This window comes from Lamprobacter modestohalophilus (genome assembly GCF_016583905.1).
Classification (GTDB): domain Bacteria; phylum Pseudomonadota; class Gammaproteobacteria; order Chromatiales; family Chromatiaceae; genus Lamprobacter; species Lamprobacter modestohalophilus.
This window is the reverse complement of the sequence record NZ_NRRY01000043.1, coordinates 1-20,485: the sequence shown is the minus strand read 5'-3', so window position 1 is coordinate 20,485 and position 20,485 is coordinate 1. Positions and strand designations below refer to the sequence as shown.

The following is a 20,485-nucleotide window of genomic DNA, read 5'->3' as shown; positions in this document are numbered from 1 at the left end:
GGTTTAGGGATTAGCGCCAGCTTCTGCCAGCGCATAGCGCACCTGCCCGGCGCGTTTGTCGCGCAGCCAACGCCAATCGGCGGGTAGATCAGGCAATGGCGTGGCCTGATCGGTCTCGACATAGACCAACGCGCCAGCAGCCAGCCAGCCGTCCTGAGCCAGCCGCCGCAGGGTCGGCGCCAAGAGATCAGCGGCAAAGGGGGGGTCCAAGAAGCAGACATCAAACGCAACCGGCGACGATGTCGCCAGCCATTCCAGAGCATCAGCACAATAGACCCTCAACTGACGGGCACCCAGCTCGTCGGCGTTGGCCTGCAGCCTGCGCGCCACCGCTGGACTGCGCTCGAGCTGGACGACCGTCGCGGCGCCCCGCGACGCCGCTTCGAGACCGAGAGCGCCGCTGCCGGCAAAGCAATCAAGACAGCGACTGCCTTCGATGGTTGGCGTCAGCCAGTTGAAGAGGGTTTCGCGCACCCGATCCATGGTCGGGCGTAGCCCAGGCTGCGAAGCGACGGGCAGCCGACGCCCACGCCAACAGCCGCCGATGATGCGCAGCCGCCCTGGCTCAGCCCTGGCGCTCTTGGCCCCAGCGCTCTTAGCCCCAGCTCTCGGCGGCATCAGCCCTGGCCACCCGCGGCACCTGACTTGTCGCTCGGCGTAGCATTTGGCGTTGGGCTGGTGCTCGTCCCCGCACTCGATTCGGCGCCTTGGGCTGGAGCAGGGGTCGCGCTCAGATCCTGTGTCGCGCTCAGATTCTGTTCCACGTCCCCAGTCGCCGTCGGTGACACAGGCTGGGGTGCAACAGCCGCACTGTTTTCGACCGATTCGACAGCAGCCCCAACGGCCACCCGTGCGAGTCGTGACGGATCGACACGGCGCTGGAAGGCATCGCGGATCTGCTCGGTGGTCAGGGCACGGATGCGGTCGGGGAAGACCTCAAGGTAATCGAGCGGCAGATCATAGAACCCGATCACCGCCAGATAGCTGACGATCTTACTGTTGCCAGCGATGCGCAGCGGGAAGCCACCGGTGATGTTTTTCACCGCGGCCTCGAGCTGCTGGTCGGTCGGCCCTTGCTCAATGAAGCGCTTCAGGGTGTCTAACAGCACCTCCTGTGCCGCATCGGCCTGAGCGTTTTGGGTCTGCAGCCCCATCATCAGCGGCCCCTTGCGCGCGAGGGGCAGAAAGTAGCTATAAACGCTGTAGGAGAGCCCGCGTTTCTCGCGCACCTCCTCCATCAGCAGCGAGACCAGGCCGCTGCCGCCGAGGATGTGATTGCCGAGATACAGCGCGAAGTAGTCCGGATCGCCGCGGCGCATCCCAGGCTGGCCAAGGTAGAGATGGGTCTGACTCGATGGGAACTCGATCTGTTGAACGCTGGCCTGCTCCAGCTCCGACACAGCTGGCAAAGGCGCTGGTGGCCCCCCGCTGGGTAGCTCAGCCGAGATGCGCGCGGCGATGCGCTCAGCCTGGGCTCGGTCAAGCGCCCCGACCATCGCGATGGTCGCGTTCCCTGCGCCATAAAAGCGGCCGTGAAACGCCCGCAGATCGTCAGTGGTCAGTGCGGCGACAGCCTCAGGGGTGCCACTGGGGTCGGTCGCGTACGGATGATCACCAAAGATCGCCCGATAGAGTGCCTTCCGTCCGACATCGCCCGGATCTTGTTCAGCCAGGCGCAGCGCCGTCAGTTGGTTCTGACGCACGCGCTCGAATTCGCCCGGATCGAAGGTCGGCGCGCTCAAGACCCGAATCAGGGTGTCCACTGCGATCTCGAGCGCATCCGCATCGCTCAGGGAGCGCAAGCTCGCGGAGCTGGTATCGCGGTCGGTACCCGTACTGAGCTTCGCGCCAACCGCCTCGACGCGCTCCGCAATGGCATCCGCATCGAGCCCGCCGGCACCTTCGGTGAGCATGGCCGACGTCTGCGACGCGAGACCCGGCTTGGAGCCATCACGCGCGCTTCCGGCATCGAACACGACCTGAATGTCGACCATCGGCAGCTCGTCAGTGGCGACGAACAGGACCTCGGCACCGGTCGGTGTCTCCCAGGTCTGGATCTGCGGTACCGCCTGAGCCCCCTGTGCCCAAACCACGCCGAGCCCGATCAGCGCAAGCAGCGGACAGCGATAAACGCGCTTCCCAATACGATTAGTGAACATGGCGATCGCCTCCGGTCATGGCCGTTGCCGGCGGCGCATCGGCCGCGTCCATGGCTTGTGGCTCTAACAGCGCAACGGTTCGGTTCTCTTGGATCAAGTAGCGCTGAGCAACACGCCGAATCTGTTCCGGCGTCACCGCCGACAGCTGTTCAACGGTCTCATCGACCAACTCCCAGCCGAGCCCGACGGTCTCCAGCTGCCCGAGTAGCATCGCCTGATAGAACACGCTATCGCGCTCGTAGACCTTCCCGGCAATCAGCTGAGTGCGGATGCGTGCCAGTTCCTGCTCGGTGACAAGCTCGGACTTGAGTCGCTCCAACTGGGCTAGGATCGCCCCCTCGAGGGCATCGACCGAAACGCCTTTAGCCGGCGTGCCATCGATCAGCAGCATGCCCGAGAGCCGGTTGAAGGCGTTGTAGCTGGCGCCCACTGAGGCGGCGACCCGGTCGCCTCGCACCAGGTCACGACTGAAGCGAGAGCTTGCGCCCGCGTCCAACACCGACACCAGCATCTCGAGCGCATAAGGCTCCCAGCCCTGCTCGGCATCGGCGAGGGCGGGCGTCTTCCAACCCATCAATAGGTAAGGCTCCTTCGCGGGGGCCGCGACCGAAAGCCGCTTCTCACCGCGCTGCAAGGGCTCCTCACGCGGACGCGGTTGCAGGGCCGGCCCCGACTCAAGCGGCCCGAAATGCTGCTCGGCGAGCGCAAAGACCTCGCTTGGATCGACGTCGCCGACGACCACCAGTGTGGCGTTATTCGGCGCGTACCACATCTGATACCAATCCCGCAGGGTCTCGATGTTCATCACGTCGAGATCGCTCTGCCAGCCGATGATCGGGTTGCGATACGGCGATGCGGCATAGGCGGTGGCGTTGAATTGCTCGAAGGCGAGCGCTTCTGGGTCATCGTCGGTGCGCAGCCGGCGCTCCTCTTTGACCACCTCGATCTCTTTCGCAAACTCATCCGCAGGCAAGGCGAGGTTGCGCATGCGGTCGGCCTCGAGCTCAAACGCCACCTCGAGCCGGTCTGCCGCTAGGGTCTGGAAGTAGGCGGTATAGTCGCGACCCGTGAAGGCGTTCTCATCGCCACCGTTCTCGGCGATGATGCGCGAGAATTGTCCGGGCGCGAGACGCTCAGTACCTTTGAACATCATGTGCTCCAGCGCATGCGAGACGCCCGTGACGCCACCATGCTCGTAGCTCGAGCCCACCTTGTACCAAACCTGCGAGGCCACGATCGGCGCGCGAGCGTCGCGCTTGACGAGCACCTTGAGACCGTTGTCGAGCACGCGCTCGTGCACCTTGGGGCCATCCGAAAGTGAGCTTTCAGAGAGCGAGTTATCAGAGAGCGAGTTATCAGACAGCGAGCTCTCAAGAAGCGGGCTATCAGAAAGGGCGCCGTTACCGGCAAGATCGCTGCCAGCCTCGGCCGCAAACAGCGGCTGGACGGCGAACGCCGCCATCACAAAGACGAGAGCAGTGGCGAAGAGCGGTTTCATCATTAGAGTCATCCATCGAATCAGCGTAGTCTGGGCGGGAAGTTGGCGACACCCGCGCGTTGTTACAATGCAGCGGCCCGACGGTCTCGCGGCGCGATCGCGCCTTCAGATCCACACGTTCTAGCCAAGAAGTCGTTACAGAACCCATGTTCGGATTCGGAAAGAAGAAACAGCGCCAAGCAGAGGCCAAAGAGGCCGAAAAGCTCGCCGGAAACAATCTCAAGCCCGTTGCACCAGACGCAGCAGCTGAGGCGGCACCGAGCGGATCTCCGCCCGAGCCAACGGCCGCGCCTCAGCCGGACGTCACTACAGCGGCGATCGACCAGCAGCCCGGGTCCCTGCGCCAACGCCCGGACGAGGCCTTCGGCAGTGAGCCAGGTCAAGGTCGTCTCGGCGACGCCATCAGCCGCGCCGCAGCCAAGCGCGAAGAAGACGCGACCCAACAGCGGCGCCTATTCGCCGGTCTCAAGGCCGGACTCGCACGCACGCGTGCGGTCTTGAATGCCGATATCGGCGACCTGGTCGCGGGCCGAACCGAGATCGACGAGGACCTGCTCGAAGAGCTGGAGATGCTCTTGGTCGCGGCCGATGTCGGCGTGCCCGCAACGCGCCGCATCATCGACGACCTCGCCTATCGCGTTAAACGGCGAGAGGCGCTCGAGCCCGATGCCTTTCTTGCCGCGCTCCGGCGCGAGCTGGCCGGCATCCTGGTCAGCAGCCAGGCGCCGGTGCGGCAGCCGACACCCGGGCGGCCGCAGGTAATCCTGATGGTCGGCGTCAACGGCGCCGGCAAGACCACCACCATCGGCAAGCTGGCGCGCCAACTCAAGGACGAAGGCAACAGCGTCATGCTCGCCGCTGGCGATACCTTCCGTGCCGCGGCGGTCGAGCAGCTTCAGAGCTGGGGCGAGCGCAACCAGGTGCCAGTTGTCGCCCAGCACACCGGCGCCGACCCCGCGTCAGTGATCTTCGATGCGCTCCAAGCGGCGACGGCGCGCGGCATCGATGTGCTGATCGCAGACACCGCCGGGCGTCTGCACACCAAGTCGAATCTGATGGAAGAGCTGAAGAAGATCGCCCGGGTGATGAAGAAGATCGACCCCGAGGCACCGCACGAGGTGATGCTGGTGGTCGATGCAACAGCTGGGCAGAATGCCCTGCAGCAGGCGGTGCAGTTCAATGAAACCTTGCCGCTGACCGGGATCACCCTGACCAAGCTCGACGGTACGGCGAAGGGCGGCATCATCTTTGCCATCGCCGATCGCCTCCATGTGCCGTTTCGTTTCATCGGCGTCGGCGAACAGGTCGAGGATCTTCGCCATTTCGACGCTGACAGCTTCCTGAACGCGCTGCTGAGTCCGTGATCCGCTTCGAGCACGTCAATAAACGCTACCCGGAGCGCGGCGAGGCCCTTAAAGACCTCAGCTTTGAGCTCGCCGCCGGCGAGATGGCGTTCCTGACCGGCCATTCGGGCGCGGGTAAGAGCACCTTGCTCAAACTGATCGGCCTGATCGAACGCCCGACCCGTGGCCAGGTGGTCGTCGACGGACGCTCGATCGGAGACCTGCCGCGTCGACGCATCCCCTTCCACCGGCGCCGGATCGGCATGATTTTTCAAGATCACCGGCTGCTGAACGATAGGACTGTCTATGACAACGTCGCCTTGCCCTTGGCGATCACCGGCATGCCGAACCGCGACATCGGCCGCCGCGTGCGCGCGGCGCTCGATCAGGTCGGCCTGCTGGCGTTCGAGCGCGCGCATCCGGTTGCGCTATCCGGCGGCGAGCAGCAACGGGTCGGGATCGCGCGCGCCATCGTCGGCCGGCCACCGATCATCCTTGCCGACGAGCCAACCGGCAATCTCGACCCCGAACTCGCCAGCGAGATCTACGACCTCTTCGAGCGCTTCCACGAGGTTGGCGTCACCTTGATGATCGCCACCCATGACCAAGAGCGGATCAGCCGCATGGCCTATCGCATCCTGCGCTTGCATCAGGGCCGGCTGATCGCCGATTCCGGGAACTGGTAGATGGCTCAACGTCGAACCCGATCTTCAACCAACCGCTCAACTGGGACTGGCGTCTTGGACCGCCGCCGTCTCTCGGCCTGGGGCGAGCAGCATCGCGAGATCGCCGTCACGACGCTGCGCCGGATGCTCCAACAACCACTGAACACGCTCATGACCGTGGCTGCGGTCGCGATCGCCTTGGCATTGCCGGCCGCGCTCGTCGTCGCCCTCGACAATGTGAAGCGTCTCGGCGGCGACTGGCAGCGCAGCGCCACCGTCTCGGTCTTCCTCGGGTCCAGGGTCGATGAGGCGCAGGGGGCTCAGCTGCGCCAGCGCCTAGCACAACTCCCAGAGGTCGAGACGGTCGCGCTGATCTCACGCGCTGAAGGGCTCAGCGAGTTTCGCGACTACAGCGGCCTGAGCAGCGCGCTGGATCAGCTCACCGAGAACCCGCTACCCGTGGTGCTCGAACTGCAGTTGTACCCCGCAGCCTTGAAACCGGCGCAGCTCGAACCCTTCATCGATCGCATCGAACAGCTACCCGAGGTCGACTTTCTGCGCGAGGACGCGCGTTGGGCGCAGCGTTTTCAGGCCATCCTCGCCTTGCTGCGAGCCGGGGTCAGCCTGCTCGCGCTGCTGCTCGGGCTCGGTGTACTGCTGGTCATCGGCAACAGCATCCGGCTCGAGATCGAGAGCCGCCGCGATGAGATTCGCATCATGGGCCTGGTCGGAGCCACCGCTCGCTTTGCCCGTCGACGGTTTCTCTACATTGGCGCCTGGTATGGGTTGTTTGGAGGCGCCCTCGCCGCTGTGCTGGTGACGCTGATGGTCTGGCTGCTGGCGGCCCAGGCCGCACCGCTCGAGGCGCTCTACCACAGAACCTTTGATATCCACGGGTTAGGCCCCGCCGGGATCGGTGCGCTGCTCCTCGGCAGTAGCCTGCTCGGCATCGCTGGCAGCTGGATCGCCGTCGGCCGACACCTAGATCTCTGCGACGACCGTTGAGTACAAGCGCGCTCTGGCCGAGCCGGCGCTAGCCCCTGCATCAAGCTGAAGCGTCGACGGTACCTCAACAAGCCCCGGCCTCGCATCGCCAGGCTGCGCATCGCTAGGCCGCGCGCATCATCAGGCATCCCGGCGAACTTGTTCGCGCACATCGCATCAAACGCAGTGACAGCATTTCGGTGGATCAGTGGGGCCATCTCCGGTACTGTCTAGCCTTTGCCACAGGAACTTTCCGTTCAAAGCCTGCTCGAAAACCCTGTCACGACTATTGTCAAACGTCGGCAAGACTGCTAGCATTATTCCCGAGCAAAACACTAGGGTATTCCATCATGACCAACGACATCGCGGCCATTGGAACGTTATCGACTGGCACCATCGATAGTTACATCTCGAGCGCCTACCAGATTCCTGTCCTAACCGCCGAGGAGGAGCGCTCGCTCGCCATCAGACTGCGCGACAACGAGGACATGATGGCAGCGCGGCGTTTAGTGCTGTCACACCTGCGTTTCGTGATCCGAATCGCACGCGGCTACCTCGGCTACGGCCTTCCGCTGCCAGACCTCATCCAAGAAGGAACCGTCGGCCTGATGAAGGCGGTGCGTCGGTTCGACGCTGACGTTGGCGTTCGACTGGTCTCCTTCGCCGTGCACTGGATTCGCGCCGAGATCCACGAGTACATCCTGCGCAATTGGCGCATTGTGAAGGTCGCGACCACCAAAGCGCAGCGTAAACTCTTCTTCAACCTACGTAGCTCGAAGAAGCGTCTCGGCTGGTTCACCAAGCAGGAGGTGGATGACGTCGCCGCCGACCTCGGCGTCAAGCCCGAGACCGTTCTCGAGATGGAGTCGCGGCTCTCGAGTCACGACATGTCATTCGATGGCCATGACGATGATGACGACGACTCGCCCTCAGCACCATCAACCTATCTGCCCGATATCCGAATGGAGCCCGCAGCTGCCCTTGAGCGTGAGGACAACGACGGCTGGCAGCGTGAGCGACTGTTCGCTGCGCTCGAGCAGCTCGATGAGCGCAGCAAGGTCATCTTACGCGAACGCTGGCTGAGCGAGCGAAAGCAGACGCTGCATGAGTTGGCCCAGCAGTTCAACGTGTCGGCCGAGCGCATCCGACAAATCGAAAAGAATGCGATGACCAAGCTCCGCGTTCAGCTCGAACTCTAACCGCACATTCGCTGTCAGCATGGACAGCGCCCGGCGGATAGACCGAGGTTCCAGCCGTCAGGTTGGAACCTCGCTTCGTCAAGGCGCTACCCTGATGGCTTATTGCAAGTCACCCGAGACTTATCGCTTTGCCAATACCAATTTAGGCGGCAGATGCCCTTATTCGCAGGCATCTGGCGTCCAGATAGGGCAAGCCTGGACAAAAAGCCCATCCTGAGTCGAACCTCCTGCGGCGAAGCCTCTTCACCGTGAAACACGCGCCGCATCGTCCGGGGTGGAGATGTGCTACCTCCGTTAGAAACTCGTCTCTATGCTGATGCTCGTCTTGACGCTGATACTCGTCTCTGCACTCGCGACCAGCTCAAACGACTCCATCTTCCCCTCCCCGTTGTAGGCCTCCTTCGGCAGCGGATTAGCGTGCGCCTGCCTGAAGTCTTCCGAGCCGACCCAGGCCTCGAAGGCTGCCCGGTCCTGCCACAGGGTCTCCACCACGTAGGGCGTATCCTCGCTCATGGGCCGTAGCACCGCCATTCGCACGAAGCCCGCCTGCAGTTCCACCTGCCCTGCACGTCGCCTAAAGCGCTCTTCGAAAGCGTGCCGCCATTCAGGCGCCACAGGCACTCGGTTCATCACGCAAAACATCACTGCCTCTCCTCGATTGGAAAACATTGAGCCACTCAGTACATACTTGGCTCCAGATCGTACACTGCCGAGATCCACAGCGCTGATGTCCCGCAACCGCTCCGCCTCCGCCTGCCTGATTGCCCTAGCTGCCTTAATGCCGTTGCTAGGCTCCTGTGCATTAACGCCCTCAAACCCGACCTTTCTGCAGGCAGCCGAACCCGAACAGGCCATATCGGAACAGAGCGACGCCAGGATCTATGGCACCATTTCCTCCTCAATCACGCACAGCACCCGATGATGCCGATGATTACTGCCTTCGCTCAATCAGGCGTCCGCGCCGGTCTTACCGGGCTACTCGCCACCGCGCTCCTTGGTTTACCGATGTTGGCCGGTGCCGCCGTGCCTGCGACACCGGTGATGACGATCTACAAGTTCAATGGACCCTTGGAGACCCCGTATTACAACATCGGCGCCAACGGCCCAGGTAGCCGTGCTGGCAGCTTGCCGCAGGGCACCTCGGTGATTCCCTGCTTGGTGATCCGCAACGGACGCGCACTCACCGATGCCAAGGGCACCCCTTACGTCGGCTTCGAGGTGGTCGTGAATCCGTCCAAGGACAAAGGCCAGGCCGCCACGCGCAAGTTCGAGCGGACTTTCGCCGAGCGCGAGGCGCTGAAGGTCAAGAACCATCATTGCGACAGCAGCGTCCGTCACGTGCTCAACGTGCGCGATCTCTACGTCCTCAAGAAGCCGCCCTTCTTCGATCCGTCCGGCAAGGGTGATCCAGCGGCCGCCGAGCGCGAAGGCAAGACCGAGCTGGACAAGATCGTCCGCGTCTTTCACAACTCACCGGAATGCGCTGCGGTCGACCAAGACGCCATCGGCCGCCGCGCCCGGCTCGAACGCGCCTGGGACCGCTTCATCGCCAAACACGACGGACGCTGGGACGCCACCACCCTCGCCCGCGCCAAGCACCTCGACTACGCCATGCGCACCGCGATCTTTGAAGGGCATCTCGACCGCGGCTGCACTGCCTATGGAGCCTGCGAGCGCAACGTCGTCGTGCTCTCGATCCGTAATCGCGGAGTCGGACAGTGCCTGAAGCGACAGGGCTGCTCATTCCCGGGCGATTTTCAAGGCATCGCCTCGGATGTCGGTCAATACAACATCTGGGATGCCTACCTGACCCAGATCTCGGGTCTCACCTCTTGCTACCTGCGCACCGATCTGGCCAAACAGGGTGATTATGATCTCTACCAAGGCATCTACAGCCAGAGTGTCGGCGACGCCGAGACCATCCTCTACGGTGGCACACCAGCGCTAGCAACCGTGTTTCCCGGCACCAATCTGAACGAACTGACCGAGCTTCGCCACTACTACCATCCGCCAGCGATGGGCAAATGCTTTCCGCAGCATGATCGCGTCGAATATATGTCAGGGGCGGTGGCCGAGAACGGTGCCGATCATGTGTTGATCGCAAATGCGCGGATCAAGGTTGGCGACCGGGTCGGCAGTGGCTATCGCTTCAAAGAATTCCGCTTCGACCAAGAAGGGCCTCTCGACGCGGTCCGCATCGAGGATAATTATCCGGGCTTCATCGTCGACGGCCGTAAGGTCAGCCTTGGTGGTGGCGGCGGCTGCACGCCTTATGGCGTCTCCAGTGGCTGCCGCTTCTCAAACGTCGGCCGCTATCGCCGCACGCCAAGCTGGCTCACCGCCGGCAAGCCGCTTGCGCTCAATTGCCGCATCAACGATCGCGGAGCCTCCTGCAGCGGCAGCGGCCGCGAACAGTCGGTCACTGTCGGCGGCGCTTGCGACATCGACATGATGCCGGTGTCACGCGTGCATTGATCCCTGCTACTCCGGACTCTCACCCAGGGTCTGGTAATACTGCTTGATGTCTTCGCCGATGGTGGCGGTGATCTGATAAAAGACCTCGTGCGAAACGCGCACCGGCTCATCATCGACCTGATCGGCCTGAGCACAGGTCTCGGCGATGAGCCGATAGAGGTAATTGAGCACGAAGCGCGGCTGACGCAGCTTGTCGAGGGCGCCGAGGATCTCTCGCTGTGGAATCACCGACGCGAACAGCTGGTCGAGCGGATAGGGGTCGGTCGGGTCGGCCCGACAGATTCGCAGGCGCGCTGACATCATATCAAACAGCTGCTTGTCGCCCCAGCGGAACGGATAGATGATCTTCTGCTTGTCGAAGCGTGCTTCATTGGCCTTCTCCGAGCCGGCCTTGCGCACCGCCTCATAGAGCTGTCGCGGTAGCAACATCTTGAAGCTCAGGTTCGGATGCAGCTGCAGGATACGATTGTTCCAGAGCGGCCAGACGAAGGCCTCCATCCGCTCGCGGTCACCATTGATCAACGAGGGCTCGTCGACCTTATCCATCACGACGACGATCTGCTGGTAGCCAAGGCTCAGCGCGACATCAATAAACTTGGTCGCAAACAGCCGACGCACATCATCGTCATCACGCCAACCGGTGCGTTTGACATCCTGATCCTTGAGATACCCCTGGGGAATCGAGCGCAGTGCATGCTCGACATCCCGGGCATTGCGGTCCCGGACCAAGATCTCACGCTCGGCCGAGCGCGCAACGCCACGATAAAAGGCACTTCGGACCAGCGGCAAAATACCCAAGGAGAGCAGCGCAGCACTGGATTCCTTGAGGCTGCTGAAAAATCCCCCGATCAGCCCGCGCGGCAACAAACGCTTGGACAGCGACGCCATGATGCGGTTGTAGCGATCCGGGGGCCCGCTGACATAGAAGGCCATGAGCATCATCAGATCGTGACGCTGATATTGCTCTAGTCGCTCCAACGGCAGGTCAGCGACTTTGATCTCCTTGAGCAAGGACTCCATACCACAGACCAGGATCGCGTCCAGATGCTGAGCGAGGCCAAAATCCTTCAGCGTTACTGCCACCTCACGGCGCCGATCCTGATCGCTCTTACGCTTGAACGCCTCAAGGAAGCCGTTGAAGTCGTCATAGTGCAGCAGCAGGATGCGGTCCTGGTGGTGGCTATTGAAGTGCTCGATGTTCTTTTCCAAGGCCAGGCGAAGCGCTGACTTGCCACTGCCCTTGACGCCGAAGATCATCGAGGTGCCGCGGCCAGGTGGGTCACCGAAAAACTTGTCCCATGCCTGGTGATTAAAGGTGTACCCGGCCTCGTTGACGAGATCCTCGAAGACCTTGTCGTTTTGCGCCTCTTCCTCGATGAACGGGTTACGAACCAGTCCATGAGACTTGAGAAACTGAGCCATCGCAATGGACATGGGCAGAAATACCTTTTTCGAAGGATAGCGGCCGCGCCTGTCGTTCTAGCCCAGTCGCCTCGTAGACAAGACAACAGGCACAGGCTGGCCCTCGGGGATCAGGAATGGACGCGACCGATACTCGGATGGGCAGCAAGCGCCGATCAAAGCTTCGGCGAGTGCTCGATCACGATGAACGCGAGTACGCCGAACGAAATGACCAGCATAATCACGCGCGGAACCAGCGACTGCGAGGCATAGCCACCGAGTTTGCGCTTGAGCTCGCAGATAAAGCCGCCTTCCGGTGCCTTGCGCATTTGGCAAACGCGCAGCGCAAAACGAGCAAGCAGGCGGCGCGCGATATCGAAGGTGAAGTACAGGAAGACGACGAGCGCGACAAAGGTCCCAATGCCGATAAACCAGTTTTCAAGATAGCCCATGATGATATTCCAAGGTTTTGGTCTTGGACAGAGGTCGAACTGTATAACCTCCACCAGTTAGGGTCTATCCTGCCACAGCATCCCGACGCTGTCTTTGCGATCTTCAGGGCACTTGAGTGTTTGATCCTGGCTGCAGCCAGCTAGAGCGCGGGCCGTGTCAACGATTGGTGACATCAGGCCTCGGTTGGCATCAGGTTTCAATCCGGAGACAACGGGCGCTATGAGTCTTGCTGAGCTGAACTGGTTGCGGGTAAGTCAGCGCACAGTCGGCGATGGCCTGCGGGCAGCGTGGATGAAAATGGCAGCCCGTCGGCGGTGCGGCGGGTGACGGCATGTCGCCCTCGAGCCGAATGATCTGACGGCGCTCGGCCTTGTCCATCATCGGCACCGCTGACAGCAGGGCTTGGGTATAGGGATGGCGCGGCTCATCCAGTACCTCGGCGGCTGTGCCCTGCTCGACGATGCGGCCCAGGTACATCACCGCCACCTCATGCGCGAGATAAGCGACCACCGAGATATCGTGCGTGATGAACAGATAGCTGAGCCCCAGGTCATCCTGAAGCCGCTTGAGTAGATTCAGGATCTGCGCCTGCACTGAGACGTCCAGCGCACTGGTCGGCTCATCGCAGACGATCAGCTTGGGCTCGACCGCCAACGCCCGCGCGATACAGATACGCTGGCGCTGGCCACCAGAGAACTCGTGCGGATAGCGGTTCATCGCCTGCTCGCCGATGCCGACCTGCTCCAGCAGCGCCGCGACTCGGCGTCGCTGTGCCGCACGGCCCTTTTCGAGCCCAAGCGATTGCAGCCCCTCACCGACGATGTCGCCAACCAGCATGCGCGGATTCATCGAGGCGAAGGGGTCTTGGAAGATGATCTGCAGATCCTTGCGATAGCGGCGCATCTGCCCGGCCCGGATCGACGCCAGATCGACACCGTTGTAGCGCACCTGGCCGCCAGTCGGCAGCTCGAGCCGCAGGATCGCCTTGCCGACGGTGGTCTTGCCGCAGCCCGACTCACCGACGAGGGCCAGAGTCTGCCCGGCCTTCAGGCACAGATCGACCCCATCGACGGCCTTCACATGACCGACCGTGCTGCGAAACAGACCACGCTGGATCGGAAAGTGCACCTGTAGGCCAGCGGTGGCCAGCAAGGTCTGCCCCTCTGCCGTAGGCGCAGTCGCTGATCGGGCTGGAGCCGAGGCGGCCTTGGCTTCGAGTCTGGTAGCCCCTGAAGCTTCCGCCTGCGCTTTGACACCGGCTGCCGCAAGCTCCACAGCGGCCGTCTCTGGCTGCGCCGAGCTGAGGCTCGGCTCCACAGTGCCAACAGCCGCACTCGCTTCGCCCTCCCGGAACTGGGCTGGCCCCTCGGCCCAGAGCAGACAGCGCACCTGCTGTCCCGGGTTCGGTTGAAACCAAGCGATCGGCGCTTCACGACAGGCCGGCATCACCTGGCTGCAGCGATCGGCAAAGCGACAGCCGCTGAAGGGCTGATCAAGCGGCGGCACCCGGCCGGGGATCACCGCCAGCTCGCCACGGCGCTTGCTCGCGCTGGGCACGCTCTCCAGCAGCTTGCGACTATAGGGATGGGCCGGAGCGGCAAAGAAGGCGTCGACGCTCGCCTCCTCGACGATCTGCCCGGCATACATCACCGCCAGCCGATCCGCGGTCTCGGCGACCACGCCCAGGTCATGGGTGATGAGCAGCACCGCCATCCCGGTCTGCGCTTGCAGCCCCTTGAGCAGCTGCAGCACCTGGGCCTGGATGGTCACATCAAGCGCGGTCGTCGGCTCATCGGCGATCAGTAGCTCGGGATCGCCGGCCAGCGCCATCGCGATCATCACGCGCTGCTTCATCCCTCCCGAGAGCTGATGCGGAAACTCACCGGCACGCCGCGCCGGGTCCGGGATGCCGACCGCGCGCAGCAGCTCGACGACCCGTTCGGCGACCTCGGCCTTCGCAAGCCGCTTGTGGAGACGCACCGCCTCGGCAATCTGATCGCCAACCTTCAAGACGGGATTGAGCGAGGTTTGTGGCTCTTGGAAGATCATCGCCATGCGCCCGCCACGGACGCCACGCATCTCGCGCTCGGTGAGGCTCAATAGCTCAGTATCATCGAGCTGAACCGAGCCGCCAGCGATACGCCCGGACAACGGTAGCAGCCGCATCAGCGTCAGGGCGGTCATCGACTTGCCGCAACCCGATTCACCGAGCAGCGCGAGCGTCTCACCGCGACGGATCGAGAAGCCGACGCCATCGCAGACGCGCACGGGTCGCTCGCTGTTACCCAGCTCCGCGGTCAGATTGGAGACATGAAGCAAGACGTCGCTCATCGAGACAGGCCCAGGCAGCGGATCTTCATTAAGCAGGTCACGCGCGCGGTCGTCCCGCGAGCACGGTGAAGCAGATCAGGCCAGCTCACGAGGCGCTCCGAAGCCGAGGGTCGAAGGCATCTCTGACCACATCCGCAAGCAGATTGGCGGCGAGCACGAGGGTGAACATGAAGACGAAAGCGGCAGCCAGCGACCACCAGACGACGGGGTCGCGTGCCAGCTCGAGCCGAGCGCTATTGATCATATTGCCCCAGCTGTTCATGGTCGGATCGACGCCGATGTTGACGTAAGAGAGCACCGCCTCGGCCAGCACCAGGCCGCTGAAATCCAGAACCACCGTGATCATCACGATATGCAGCACATTGGGCAGGATGTGGCGCCCGATCACCGTCGAGCTGCGCACGCCCAGTGAGCGCGCGGCCTGCACGTAATCGGCCTCGCGCAGCTTCAGCGACTCGCCCCGTAGCAGCCGACAGAGCCCGGTCCAGCTGGTCACGCCGAGGATGATGCAGAGGAACAGCAGGCGCAGATCGGCACGCTCGACCAGGCTCTGGAACTGTTCCGCGTTGTTGGTCATATAGACCTGCAGCATCAGGATCGCAGCAGCGATCAGCAGCACACCTGGGATCGAGCTCAGGGTCGTGTAGAGGTACTGGATCACATCATCGGTACGACCGCCGAAATAGCCGGCCATGATGCCCAAGATCACCGCCGCTGGCAGCATCACCAGGGTGGTCAGGGTGCCGATCACCAGCCCGGTGCGGATGCTCTTCAGGCTCTGATAGAACACATCCTCGCCGACCTTGTCGGTGCCAAGGATGTGGTAGCTCGCCGCCAGCTCCGCAGCAACGAAGCTGAGCACCAGCATTAGTGCGAGCGCGCTCAAGGCGACACGCCAAGGCGTCTCGGTCTCGCCACGCCAGATCGCGCTCGCGCGGTCATTGAACGACTGGCGCCCGCGCCAGGCGAGCACTGCGATGAGCGTCACCATCAGCGCAGTCCAGGCGATTAGGCCCTTCACCAGCCCAAACAGCCCGCGCAGCAGGATATCGACACCGCGCTGGGATGGATCATCCAGGTGTGCTCCGCCATGCTCCAGGCGCGGATAGCCGCGGATCACGCTGCCATCCGGCTGCTCGATCGCCTCCTTGACGAACAACTGCGTCGCGAACGGTGCCGAGAAGGTCTTCTCCTGGCGCTCGCGCAGGCCGCTGAGCCAGAGGTCCAAGACCGAGATGATCTGGGTTGAATAGGTGGGCTCTGCCAGCACCGATGCCGGTGTCGCAGCAAACGAATCTTGCTCATCGGCGGTCGCATCCTGCCCGGACATTGCTTGGTCTGAGGTGCTAGTCGCCGCGACCGGCTGAGCAACAGCGTCGGTCTTCTCATCAGCACTCTGATCCGCTTGGGCACTCGAGGCAGCGGGTGCCGCCGGAGCAACCGGCTCGATGAGCGGATGAAAGTGCAGCGAATCCAGCAGCCCAACGCCAACATAGAAGACGATCACCACCAGCGCAGCAACGCCAACCGGCGATCGCCCGACCTGGCGCCAAGGACCGCGCAGGTGCTCATGCCGCGCGGCATAGAGACCGAAGCCGATGCCGACGGCGATCAGCACGAAGATGAGGGCGTCGGTGATCAGAATGACGGGCACGCGATGAGCCTCAAGACAGCCTGACCCTGGGGTCGACCAGGGTATAGGAGATGTCGGTCATGATCAGACCGATGATGTAGAGCACCGAGCCGAGGAAGACCATCGCGCGCACGATCGAGAAATCCTGGCGATTGATCGCATCGATGGTGTAGCTGCCGAGCCCAGGCACGCCAAAGAAGGATTCGATGATCAGCGCCCCCATGAACAGCAGCGGCAACACGGCGACCACACCGGTGAGGATCGGGATCAGTGCGTTGCGCAGCACATGGCGGAACAACACCGCACGCTCGCGCAGCCCCTTGGCTCGCGCAGTCCGCACATAGTCACGGTTGATCTCCTCGAGAAAGAAGGTGCGATAGAGCCGGGTACTGCTGCCGATACCGGCGACGACGCCTACCACCACCGGCAAGATCAGGAACTTCAGCGCCTCGAGGCCATGGTCGTAGCCGGAGATCGGCACCAGATGGAACAGCTTACCGATCAGGAACTGGCCGCCGATGATATAGAAGAGTCCGGAGATCGACATCATCGCCACCAGCAGCACCACGCTTCCAAAGTCGATATAGGTGGCACGGAAGAACACGATCATCAATGCATAGCTGATGCTGATTGCCAACCCTACCAGCAAGGTCGGGATCGCGATCGCCAGACTCGGCCACATGCGCTGACGGATGTCGTAGCCGATATCGCGACCGCTGTCGGACTGCCCGAAGTTGAACGCAAAGAGCTTCAGCGATTTCTCGAAAAAGATCGTGTCCGTCAACGATGGCAGTCCGCCAACCTCTGCGTTGTAGAGCAGCGGCTTGTCATAGCCATGCTCACCCTTCCAGGTATCGATCGCCTCCTGCGTCACCCGCTTATCGCCGAGCTGCATCCGCGCCATGTCGTCAGGCGAGTTGACGACGAAGAACAAGAGGAAGGTAATCAGGTTAACGCCGACGAGGATCGGCAGTGCATAAAGCAGTCGGCGCAGTATATAGGCACTCATCGCGCACGACTCCGCTCACGCCGACGCGCCACGACCAAGGCCGGGATCGCCCCAACGACAAGGATCACGACCAGCGCCCCGATCGGCCAGAGCACCGGCGGATTCCAGCGCTCGCGCAGCTGCTCGCGGATGCTGGGCTCGAGCCGTCGATACTTGAGCGTGTTATTGGCCATTAAGTTTGGGCTCACATTCTTCAGCCATTGATGATGCAGACTGAAGGACTGAGGGAAGAAGCCGAACGACCAGGGCGCGTCATGGCGCAGGATCTCGGTCATGCGGTCGATCACCGCCTGTCGCTCGGGACCATCATCCATGTTCTTCATCTGCTCGAAGAGCGTATCGAACTCGGCATTCTGATAGTTGGCCGCATTCTCGCCGCCCTCAACCTTTTGGTTCGGCCCGTAGAGCAGGAAGAAGAAGTTCTCGGGGTCCGGGTAGTCCGCATTCCAACCCCACATGAAGACCTGCCCGGTGCCTTCACGCATCTTCTCCTGAAAGCGGTTGTAGTCGGTCGCGCGCACCACCAGCTCGATGCCCAGCTTGGCGAACTGCTTGCGCATCCAGTTCAGACGCGCCTTGCCGTCGGGCCCGGCGTCCATCGCCTCGTAGTAGAGGGTCAACGGACGGCCGGTCTCGGGATCACGCCCGTTCGGATAACCGGCCTCAGCGAGCAGTGCCTTCGCCTCTTGCAAGGGTTTGCGCACCGCACGCCCGTCGCGCCAATCGAAGACATAGGGATTGATACCCGCCTCGCCTTCACGATGGCCGAAGATGCCGGGCGGGATCGGCCCCTGACCCTCGACACCGCGGCCATTGGCAAAGATCGACACATATTCGCCAAAATCGACCGCGATGCTGAGGGCTTGTCGCAAGAGCCTCGACCGCTCTGAATCGCCACCGAGCAGCGGGTCGAGCATATTGAAGCCCATGTACCAGATCGAGGTTTGAACCGCGGTGACCAGCTCGATGCCCTTCTCGCGCATGTCGTCGGTAAGGCCAGCCTCGCCCGCCGCATCAAACTGGACTGCCTGATCGAAGGCGTCAGAGCTAATCCCGGAGCTGTCATAGAAGCCCTGGAGAAACTTGTTCCAATACGGGATGCTTTCCTGTTCCAGACTATAGATGGCGGCGTCGAGAAAGGGCAGTGGCTTGCCGGCATCGGCAAGCAGCCCAGCCGCCTGGTCCTCAGGCATGCCGTCCGCGGGATACTGCTCGCCGTGGAAGTTTGGGTTCCTGGTCAGCACCATGCGCAGATTTGGATTGTTCTCACTGAGCATGAAGGGTCCGGTGCCGACCGGATACCAGTCCAGCGTGAGGTTGTTTTGCTTCATCCCGAGCTGGCCGTAGAGGGCCTCGGCCTCCCAGGGCATCGGCGCGAAGAACGGCATGGCCAGCCAGTAGGCAAACTGCGGGTAGCGACCCTCGAGCCGGATTCGATAGCGATAACGATCCACGACCTCGGCGCCCTCGAACGCAACCTGGCGCAGATCGAAGAATAACCGCTCGCCCTCCACGGGGGCCGGCGCGGCGGCCTCGATACGCTCGGTCAGTTCCTTGAATCCAAGGATGTGATCACCCATCAGGCCGGCGATCGGTGAATGCAGCCAGGGCGTGGCGAGCCGCTTGATCTGGTAGACGTAGTCTTCGGCGATCAGCTCGCGCGTGCCGGTCTCGGGGAGATCATCAAGGGTATTGATGCGACCGACGGTCTTGGCGTCGAGCTGGTGATAGCGATAAGCACCTGCCTCGTCCTTGGCGAAGGCCGGATGGGGCTGATAGCGGATGCCCGGTGTGATCTCGATCAGGTACTCACTGATGGCAATCTGGCTAGGATCGGCATCCTTTGGCAAGGGCGACCCGTTCGCGTCCAGATAGCGAACCTCGGGCAGCGCAACCGCGGTGAGTGGAACCAGCTCGTACGGCCGCTTCAGAAAATGGTACTGCAGCGGCGGCTCGTAGACCTGAGCAATGAAGGCATATTCGTTCGAGCTGTAAGAGCGCACCGGGTCGAGGTGCTTAGGCCTCTCGGTGAAGGCGCCGTAGAGGATATTCTCACCGGACTGCGACTCTGGATAGGGATTGTTCCAGGGTGGCTGACCACAGGCACTGAGGGACAGCAGAACCACCACTAGCAGAGGCAAGGAGCAGCACGCTCGCGACATAGATGCTTTCCGCGCAGGCTGAGTTTCGGTAACGTTAAGGGCCGCTTCGACCCTGGGCGGATTCAAACGCCGCCTGAGCAGGGGGCTAACGTCCATAGCGCGTCGCCACCCCGGACGATGAAGCGTTTGTTTCACGGTAAGGGCGCCCGCCTATCCTACACATGATCACATGATCCAAACGATCCACATGGAGAGACTATATGGGCTTTTTGTCCGATAAACGTATCCTGATTACCGGCGTTGCCAGTAATCGCTCGATCGCCTGGGGCGTCGCCCAGGCCATGCATCGCGAGGGCGCGACCCTGGCCTTCACCTACCAAGGCGAGAAGCTCAAGGGCCGCGTCGAGGATCTGGCATCGCAATGCGATGCCGAGTTCGTGATCCCGCTCGATGTCTCCAACGATGAGCAGATCGACAACTGTTTCTCCGCGCTCGGCGAGCATTGGGACGGCCTCGATGGGATCGTGCATTCGATCGCGTTCGCACCCAAGGACCAGCTCGAGGGTGATTACGTCGGCTGCGTCACGCGCGAGGGGTTCGCTGCAGCACACGATATCAGCTCCTACAGCCTGGCGGCGCTGGCCAAGGCCGGGCGGCCGCTGATGCAGGGGCGCAATGGCGCCATCCTGACCATGAGCTACCTCGGCGCCGTCCGCGCCGTGCCCAACTACAATGTCATGGGCATCGCGAAGGCCAGCTTAGAGGCCAACGTGCGCTATCTGGCAGCATCGCTCGGGCCTGAGGGCACGCGGGTCAACGCGGTCTCGGCAGGCCCCATTCGCACCTTGGCCGCAGCCGGCATCGCCGATTTCCGCTCGATGTTGAAACAGGTCGAAGAGCGTACGCCGCTGCGGCGCAACGTCACCATTGACGAGGTCGGGAATGCCGGCGCCTTCCTCTGCTCCGATCTCGCGTCTGGGATTACCGGCGACGTGCTCTACGTCGACACCGGCTACCACATCCTCGGCCTCGGCTGAGGACCAAGAAGGACTGAGCGAACTCGGCCGGCTTTGGCCGGTCGGTGCGCCCAGAGCAAGCTGCTCAGTCAGGGCGAGCGCGTATAAATCCTCAGCCAAAGACGACCTTAGCGCGGTAGTCATCGTTCCACGTGGCCTTGCGGCGCTTCTTGACCATGCGTTGCTTGGAGGGTTCGCGTTCGAGCAAATTCATGCA

Annotated in this window: 16 protein-coding genes; 6 read left to right on the top strand and 10 right to left on the bottom strand. The window is 62.5% G+C overall.

Translation table 11 applies throughout. The features are described from left to right. Positions 1 to 3: 3 nt before the first annotated feature. Genes rsmD through CKO42_RS19525 form a run of 3 tightly spaced genes read right to left on the bottom strand, consistent with a single transcriptional unit; the run spans position 4 to position 3,657 of the window. Entirely contained in the window at positions 4 to 618 is a 615-nt protein-coding gene (rsmD, locus tag CKO42_RS19535; RefSeq protein ID WP_200247692.1) for a 16S rRNA (guanine(966)-N(2))-methyltransferase RsmD, read from the bottom strand. After that, positions 618 to 2,159, bottom strand: a complete 1,542-nt coding sequence (locus CKO42_RS19530; protein ID WP_200247690.1) for a M16 family metallopeptidase — start codon at positions 2,157 to 2,159, stop codon at positions 618 to 620. Before CKO42_RS19530 ends, rsmD begins: the two co-directional genes overlap by 1 nt. Continuing rightward, positions 2,149 to 3,657, bottom strand: coding sequence for a M16 family metallopeptidase (locus CKO42_RS19525; RefSeq protein WP_242479551.1), 1,509 nt, complete (start codon positions 3,655 to 3,657; stop codon positions 2,149 to 2,151). The genes CKO42_RS19530 and CKO42_RS19525 overlap by 11 nt, the downstream gene beginning before the upstream one ends. Positions 3,658 to 3,803: 146 nt before the next feature. On the opposite strand from CKO42_RS19525, the gene ftsY reads away from it, so the two are divergent. From ftsY to rpoH, 4 genes are all read left to right on the top strand, one after another. After that, positions 3,804 to 5,021: a signal recognition particle-docking protein FtsY gene (gene ftsY / locus CKO42_RS19520; RefSeq protein ID WP_200247688.1), complete on the top strand. Its 1,218-nt coding sequence runs from the start codon at positions 3,804 to 3,806 to the stop codon at positions 5,019 to 5,021. After that, complete coding sequence (ftsE, locus tag CKO42_RS19515) at positions 5,018 to 5,686, top strand: cell division ATP-binding protein FtsE (RefSeq protein ID WP_200247686.1); 669 nt, start codon at positions 5,018 to 5,020, stop codon at positions 5,684 to 5,686. The genes ftsY and ftsE overlap by 4 nt, the downstream gene beginning before the upstream one ends. After that, positions 5,687 to 6,670, top strand: a complete 984-nt coding sequence (gene ftsX, locus CKO42_RS19510) for a permease-like cell division protein FtsX (RefSeq protein ID WP_200247684.1) — start codon at positions 5,687 to 5,689, stop codon at positions 6,668 to 6,670. A gap of 329 nt (positions 6,671 to 6,999) precedes the next feature. Continuing rightward, the gene (gene rpoH / locus CKO42_RS19505) at positions 7,000 to 7,848 is read left to right on the top strand and encodes an RNA polymerase sigma factor RpoH (RefSeq protein ID WP_200247682.1); all 849 of its coding nucleotides are present in this window, start codon (positions 7,000 to 7,002) and stop codon (positions 7,846 to 7,848) included. A gap of 294 nt (positions 7,849 to 8,142) precedes the next feature. Here rpoH and CKO42_RS19500 read toward each other — a convergent pair whose 3' ends face one another. Further along, positions 8,143 to 8,490 carry an antibiotic biosynthesis monooxygenase family protein gene (locus CKO42_RS19500; RefSeq protein ID WP_200247680.1) on the bottom strand — a complete coding sequence of 116 codons (348 nt, stop codon included), beginning with the start codon at positions 8,488 to 8,490 and terminating at the stop codon, positions 8,143 to 8,145. Positions 8,491 to 8,775: 285 nt separating this feature from the next. Between CKO42_RS19500 and CKO42_RS19495 the strand changes: the two genes are divergently transcribed. After that, a complete protein-coding gene (locus CKO42_RS19495; RefSeq protein WP_242479550.1) occupies positions 8,776 to 10,323 on the top strand; it encodes a hypothetical protein in 1,548 nt (515 codons plus the stop codon). 6 nt (positions 10,324 to 10,329) lie between these two features. Here CKO42_RS19495 and CKO42_RS19490 read toward each other — a convergent pair whose 3' ends face one another. From CKO42_RS19490 to CKO42_RS19465, 6 genes are all read right to left on the bottom strand, one after another. After that, on the bottom strand, positions 10,330 to 11,757 hold the full coding sequence (locus CKO42_RS19490) for a hypothetical protein (protein ID WP_200247678.1): 1,428 nt from the start codon (positions 11,755 to 11,757) through the stop codon (positions 10,330 to 10,332). A gap of 143 nt (positions 11,758 to 11,900) precedes the next feature. After that, positions 11,901 to 12,176 (bottom strand): hypothetical protein, encoded by a 276-nt coding sequence (locus CKO42_RS19485; RefSeq protein WP_200247676.1) that lies wholly within the window; start codon positions 12,174 to 12,176, stop codon positions 11,901 to 11,903. Between the two features lie 190 nt (positions 12,177 to 12,366). Further along, complete coding sequence (locus CKO42_RS19480; protein ID WP_200247674.1) at positions 12,367 to 14,508, bottom strand: ABC transporter ATP-binding protein; 2,142 nt, start codon at positions 14,506 to 14,508, stop codon at positions 12,367 to 12,369. Between the two features lie 85 nt (positions 14,509 to 14,593). Then, on the bottom strand, positions 14,594 to 16,162 hold the full coding sequence (locus CKO42_RS19475; protein WP_338034962.1) for an ABC transporter permease: 1,569 nt from the start codon (positions 16,160 to 16,162) through the stop codon (positions 14,594 to 14,596). Between the two features lie 10 nt (positions 16,163 to 16,172). Further along, on the bottom strand, positions 16,173 to 17,150 hold the full coding sequence (locus tag CKO42_RS19470; protein WP_200247672.1) for an ABC transporter permease: 978 nt from the start codon (positions 17,148 to 17,150) through the stop codon (positions 16,173 to 16,175). Beyond that, positions 17,147 to 19,312, bottom strand: a complete 2,166-nt coding sequence (locus tag CKO42_RS19465; protein ID WP_200247670.1) for an ABC transporter substrate-binding protein — start codon at positions 19,310 to 19,312, stop codon at positions 17,147 to 17,149. Before CKO42_RS19465 ends, CKO42_RS19470 begins: the two co-directional genes overlap by 4 nt. Positions 19,313 to 19,512: 200 nt before the next feature. On the opposite strand from CKO42_RS19465, the gene CKO42_RS19460 reads away from it, so the two are divergent. After that, positions 19,513 to 20,289, top strand: coding sequence for an enoyl-ACP reductase FabI (locus CKO42_RS19460; protein ID WP_200247668.1), 777 nt, complete (start codon positions 19,513 to 19,515; stop codon positions 20,287 to 20,289). The last annotated feature ends 196 nt before the right edge of the window (positions 20,290 to 20,485 follow it).

Excerpts from the sequence above, each read along its gene's own strand:
- rsmD (WP_200247692.1), bottom strand. The coding sequence starts at position 618 with ATGCCGCCGAGAGCTGGGGCTAAGAGCGCTGGGGCCAAGAGCGCCAGG.
- CKO42_RS19530 (WP_200247690.1), bottom strand. The coding sequence starts at position 2,159 with ATGTTCACTAATCGTATTGGGAAGCGCGTTTATCGCTGTCCGCTGCTT.
- CKO42_RS19525 (WP_242479551.1), bottom strand. The coding sequence starts at position 3,657 with ATGAAACCGCTCTTCGCCACTGCTCTCGTCTTTGTGATGGCGGCGTTC.
- ftsY (WP_200247688.1), top strand. The coding sequence starts at position 3,804 with ATGTTCGGATTCGGAAAGAAGAAACAGCGCCAAGCAGAGGCCAAAGAG.
- ftsX (WP_200247684.1), top strand. The coding sequence starts at position 5,687 with ATGGCTCAACGTCGAACCCGATCTTCAACCAACCGCTCAACTGGGACT.
- rpoH (WP_200247682.1), top strand. The coding sequence starts at position 7,000 with ATGACCAACGACATCGCGGCCATTGGAACGTTATCGACTGGCACCATC.
- CKO42_RS19500 (WP_200247680.1), bottom strand. The coding sequence starts at position 8,490 with ATGTTTTGCGTGATGAACCGAGTGCCTGTGGCGCCTGAATGGCGGCAC.
- CKO42_RS19495 (WP_242479550.1), top strand. The coding sequence starts at position 8,776 with ATGATTACTGCCTTCGCTCAATCAGGCGTCCGCGCCGGTCTTACCGGG.
- CKO42_RS19490 (WP_200247678.1), bottom strand. The coding sequence starts at position 11,757 with ATGTCCATTGCGATGGCTCAGTTTCTCAAGTCTCATGGACTGGTTCGT.
- CKO42_RS19485 (WP_200247676.1), bottom strand. The coding sequence starts at position 12,176 with ATGGGCTATCTTGAAAACTGGTTTATCGGCATTGGGACCTTTGTCGCG.
- CKO42_RS19480 (WP_200247674.1), bottom strand. The coding sequence starts at position 14,508 with ATGAGCGACGTCTTGCTTCATGTCTCCAATCTGACCGCGGAGCTGGGT.
- CKO42_RS19470 (WP_200247672.1), bottom strand. The coding sequence starts at position 17,150 with ATGAGTGCCTATATACTGCGCCGACTGCTTTATGCACTGCCGATCCTC.
- CKO42_RS19465 (WP_200247670.1), bottom strand. The coding sequence starts at position 19,312 with ATGTCGCGAGCGTGCTGCTCCTTGCCTCTGCTAGTGGTGGTTCTGCTG.
- CKO42_RS19460 (WP_200247668.1), top strand. The coding sequence starts at position 19,513 with ATGGGCTTTTTGTCCGATAAACGTATCCTGATTACCGGCGTTGCCAGT.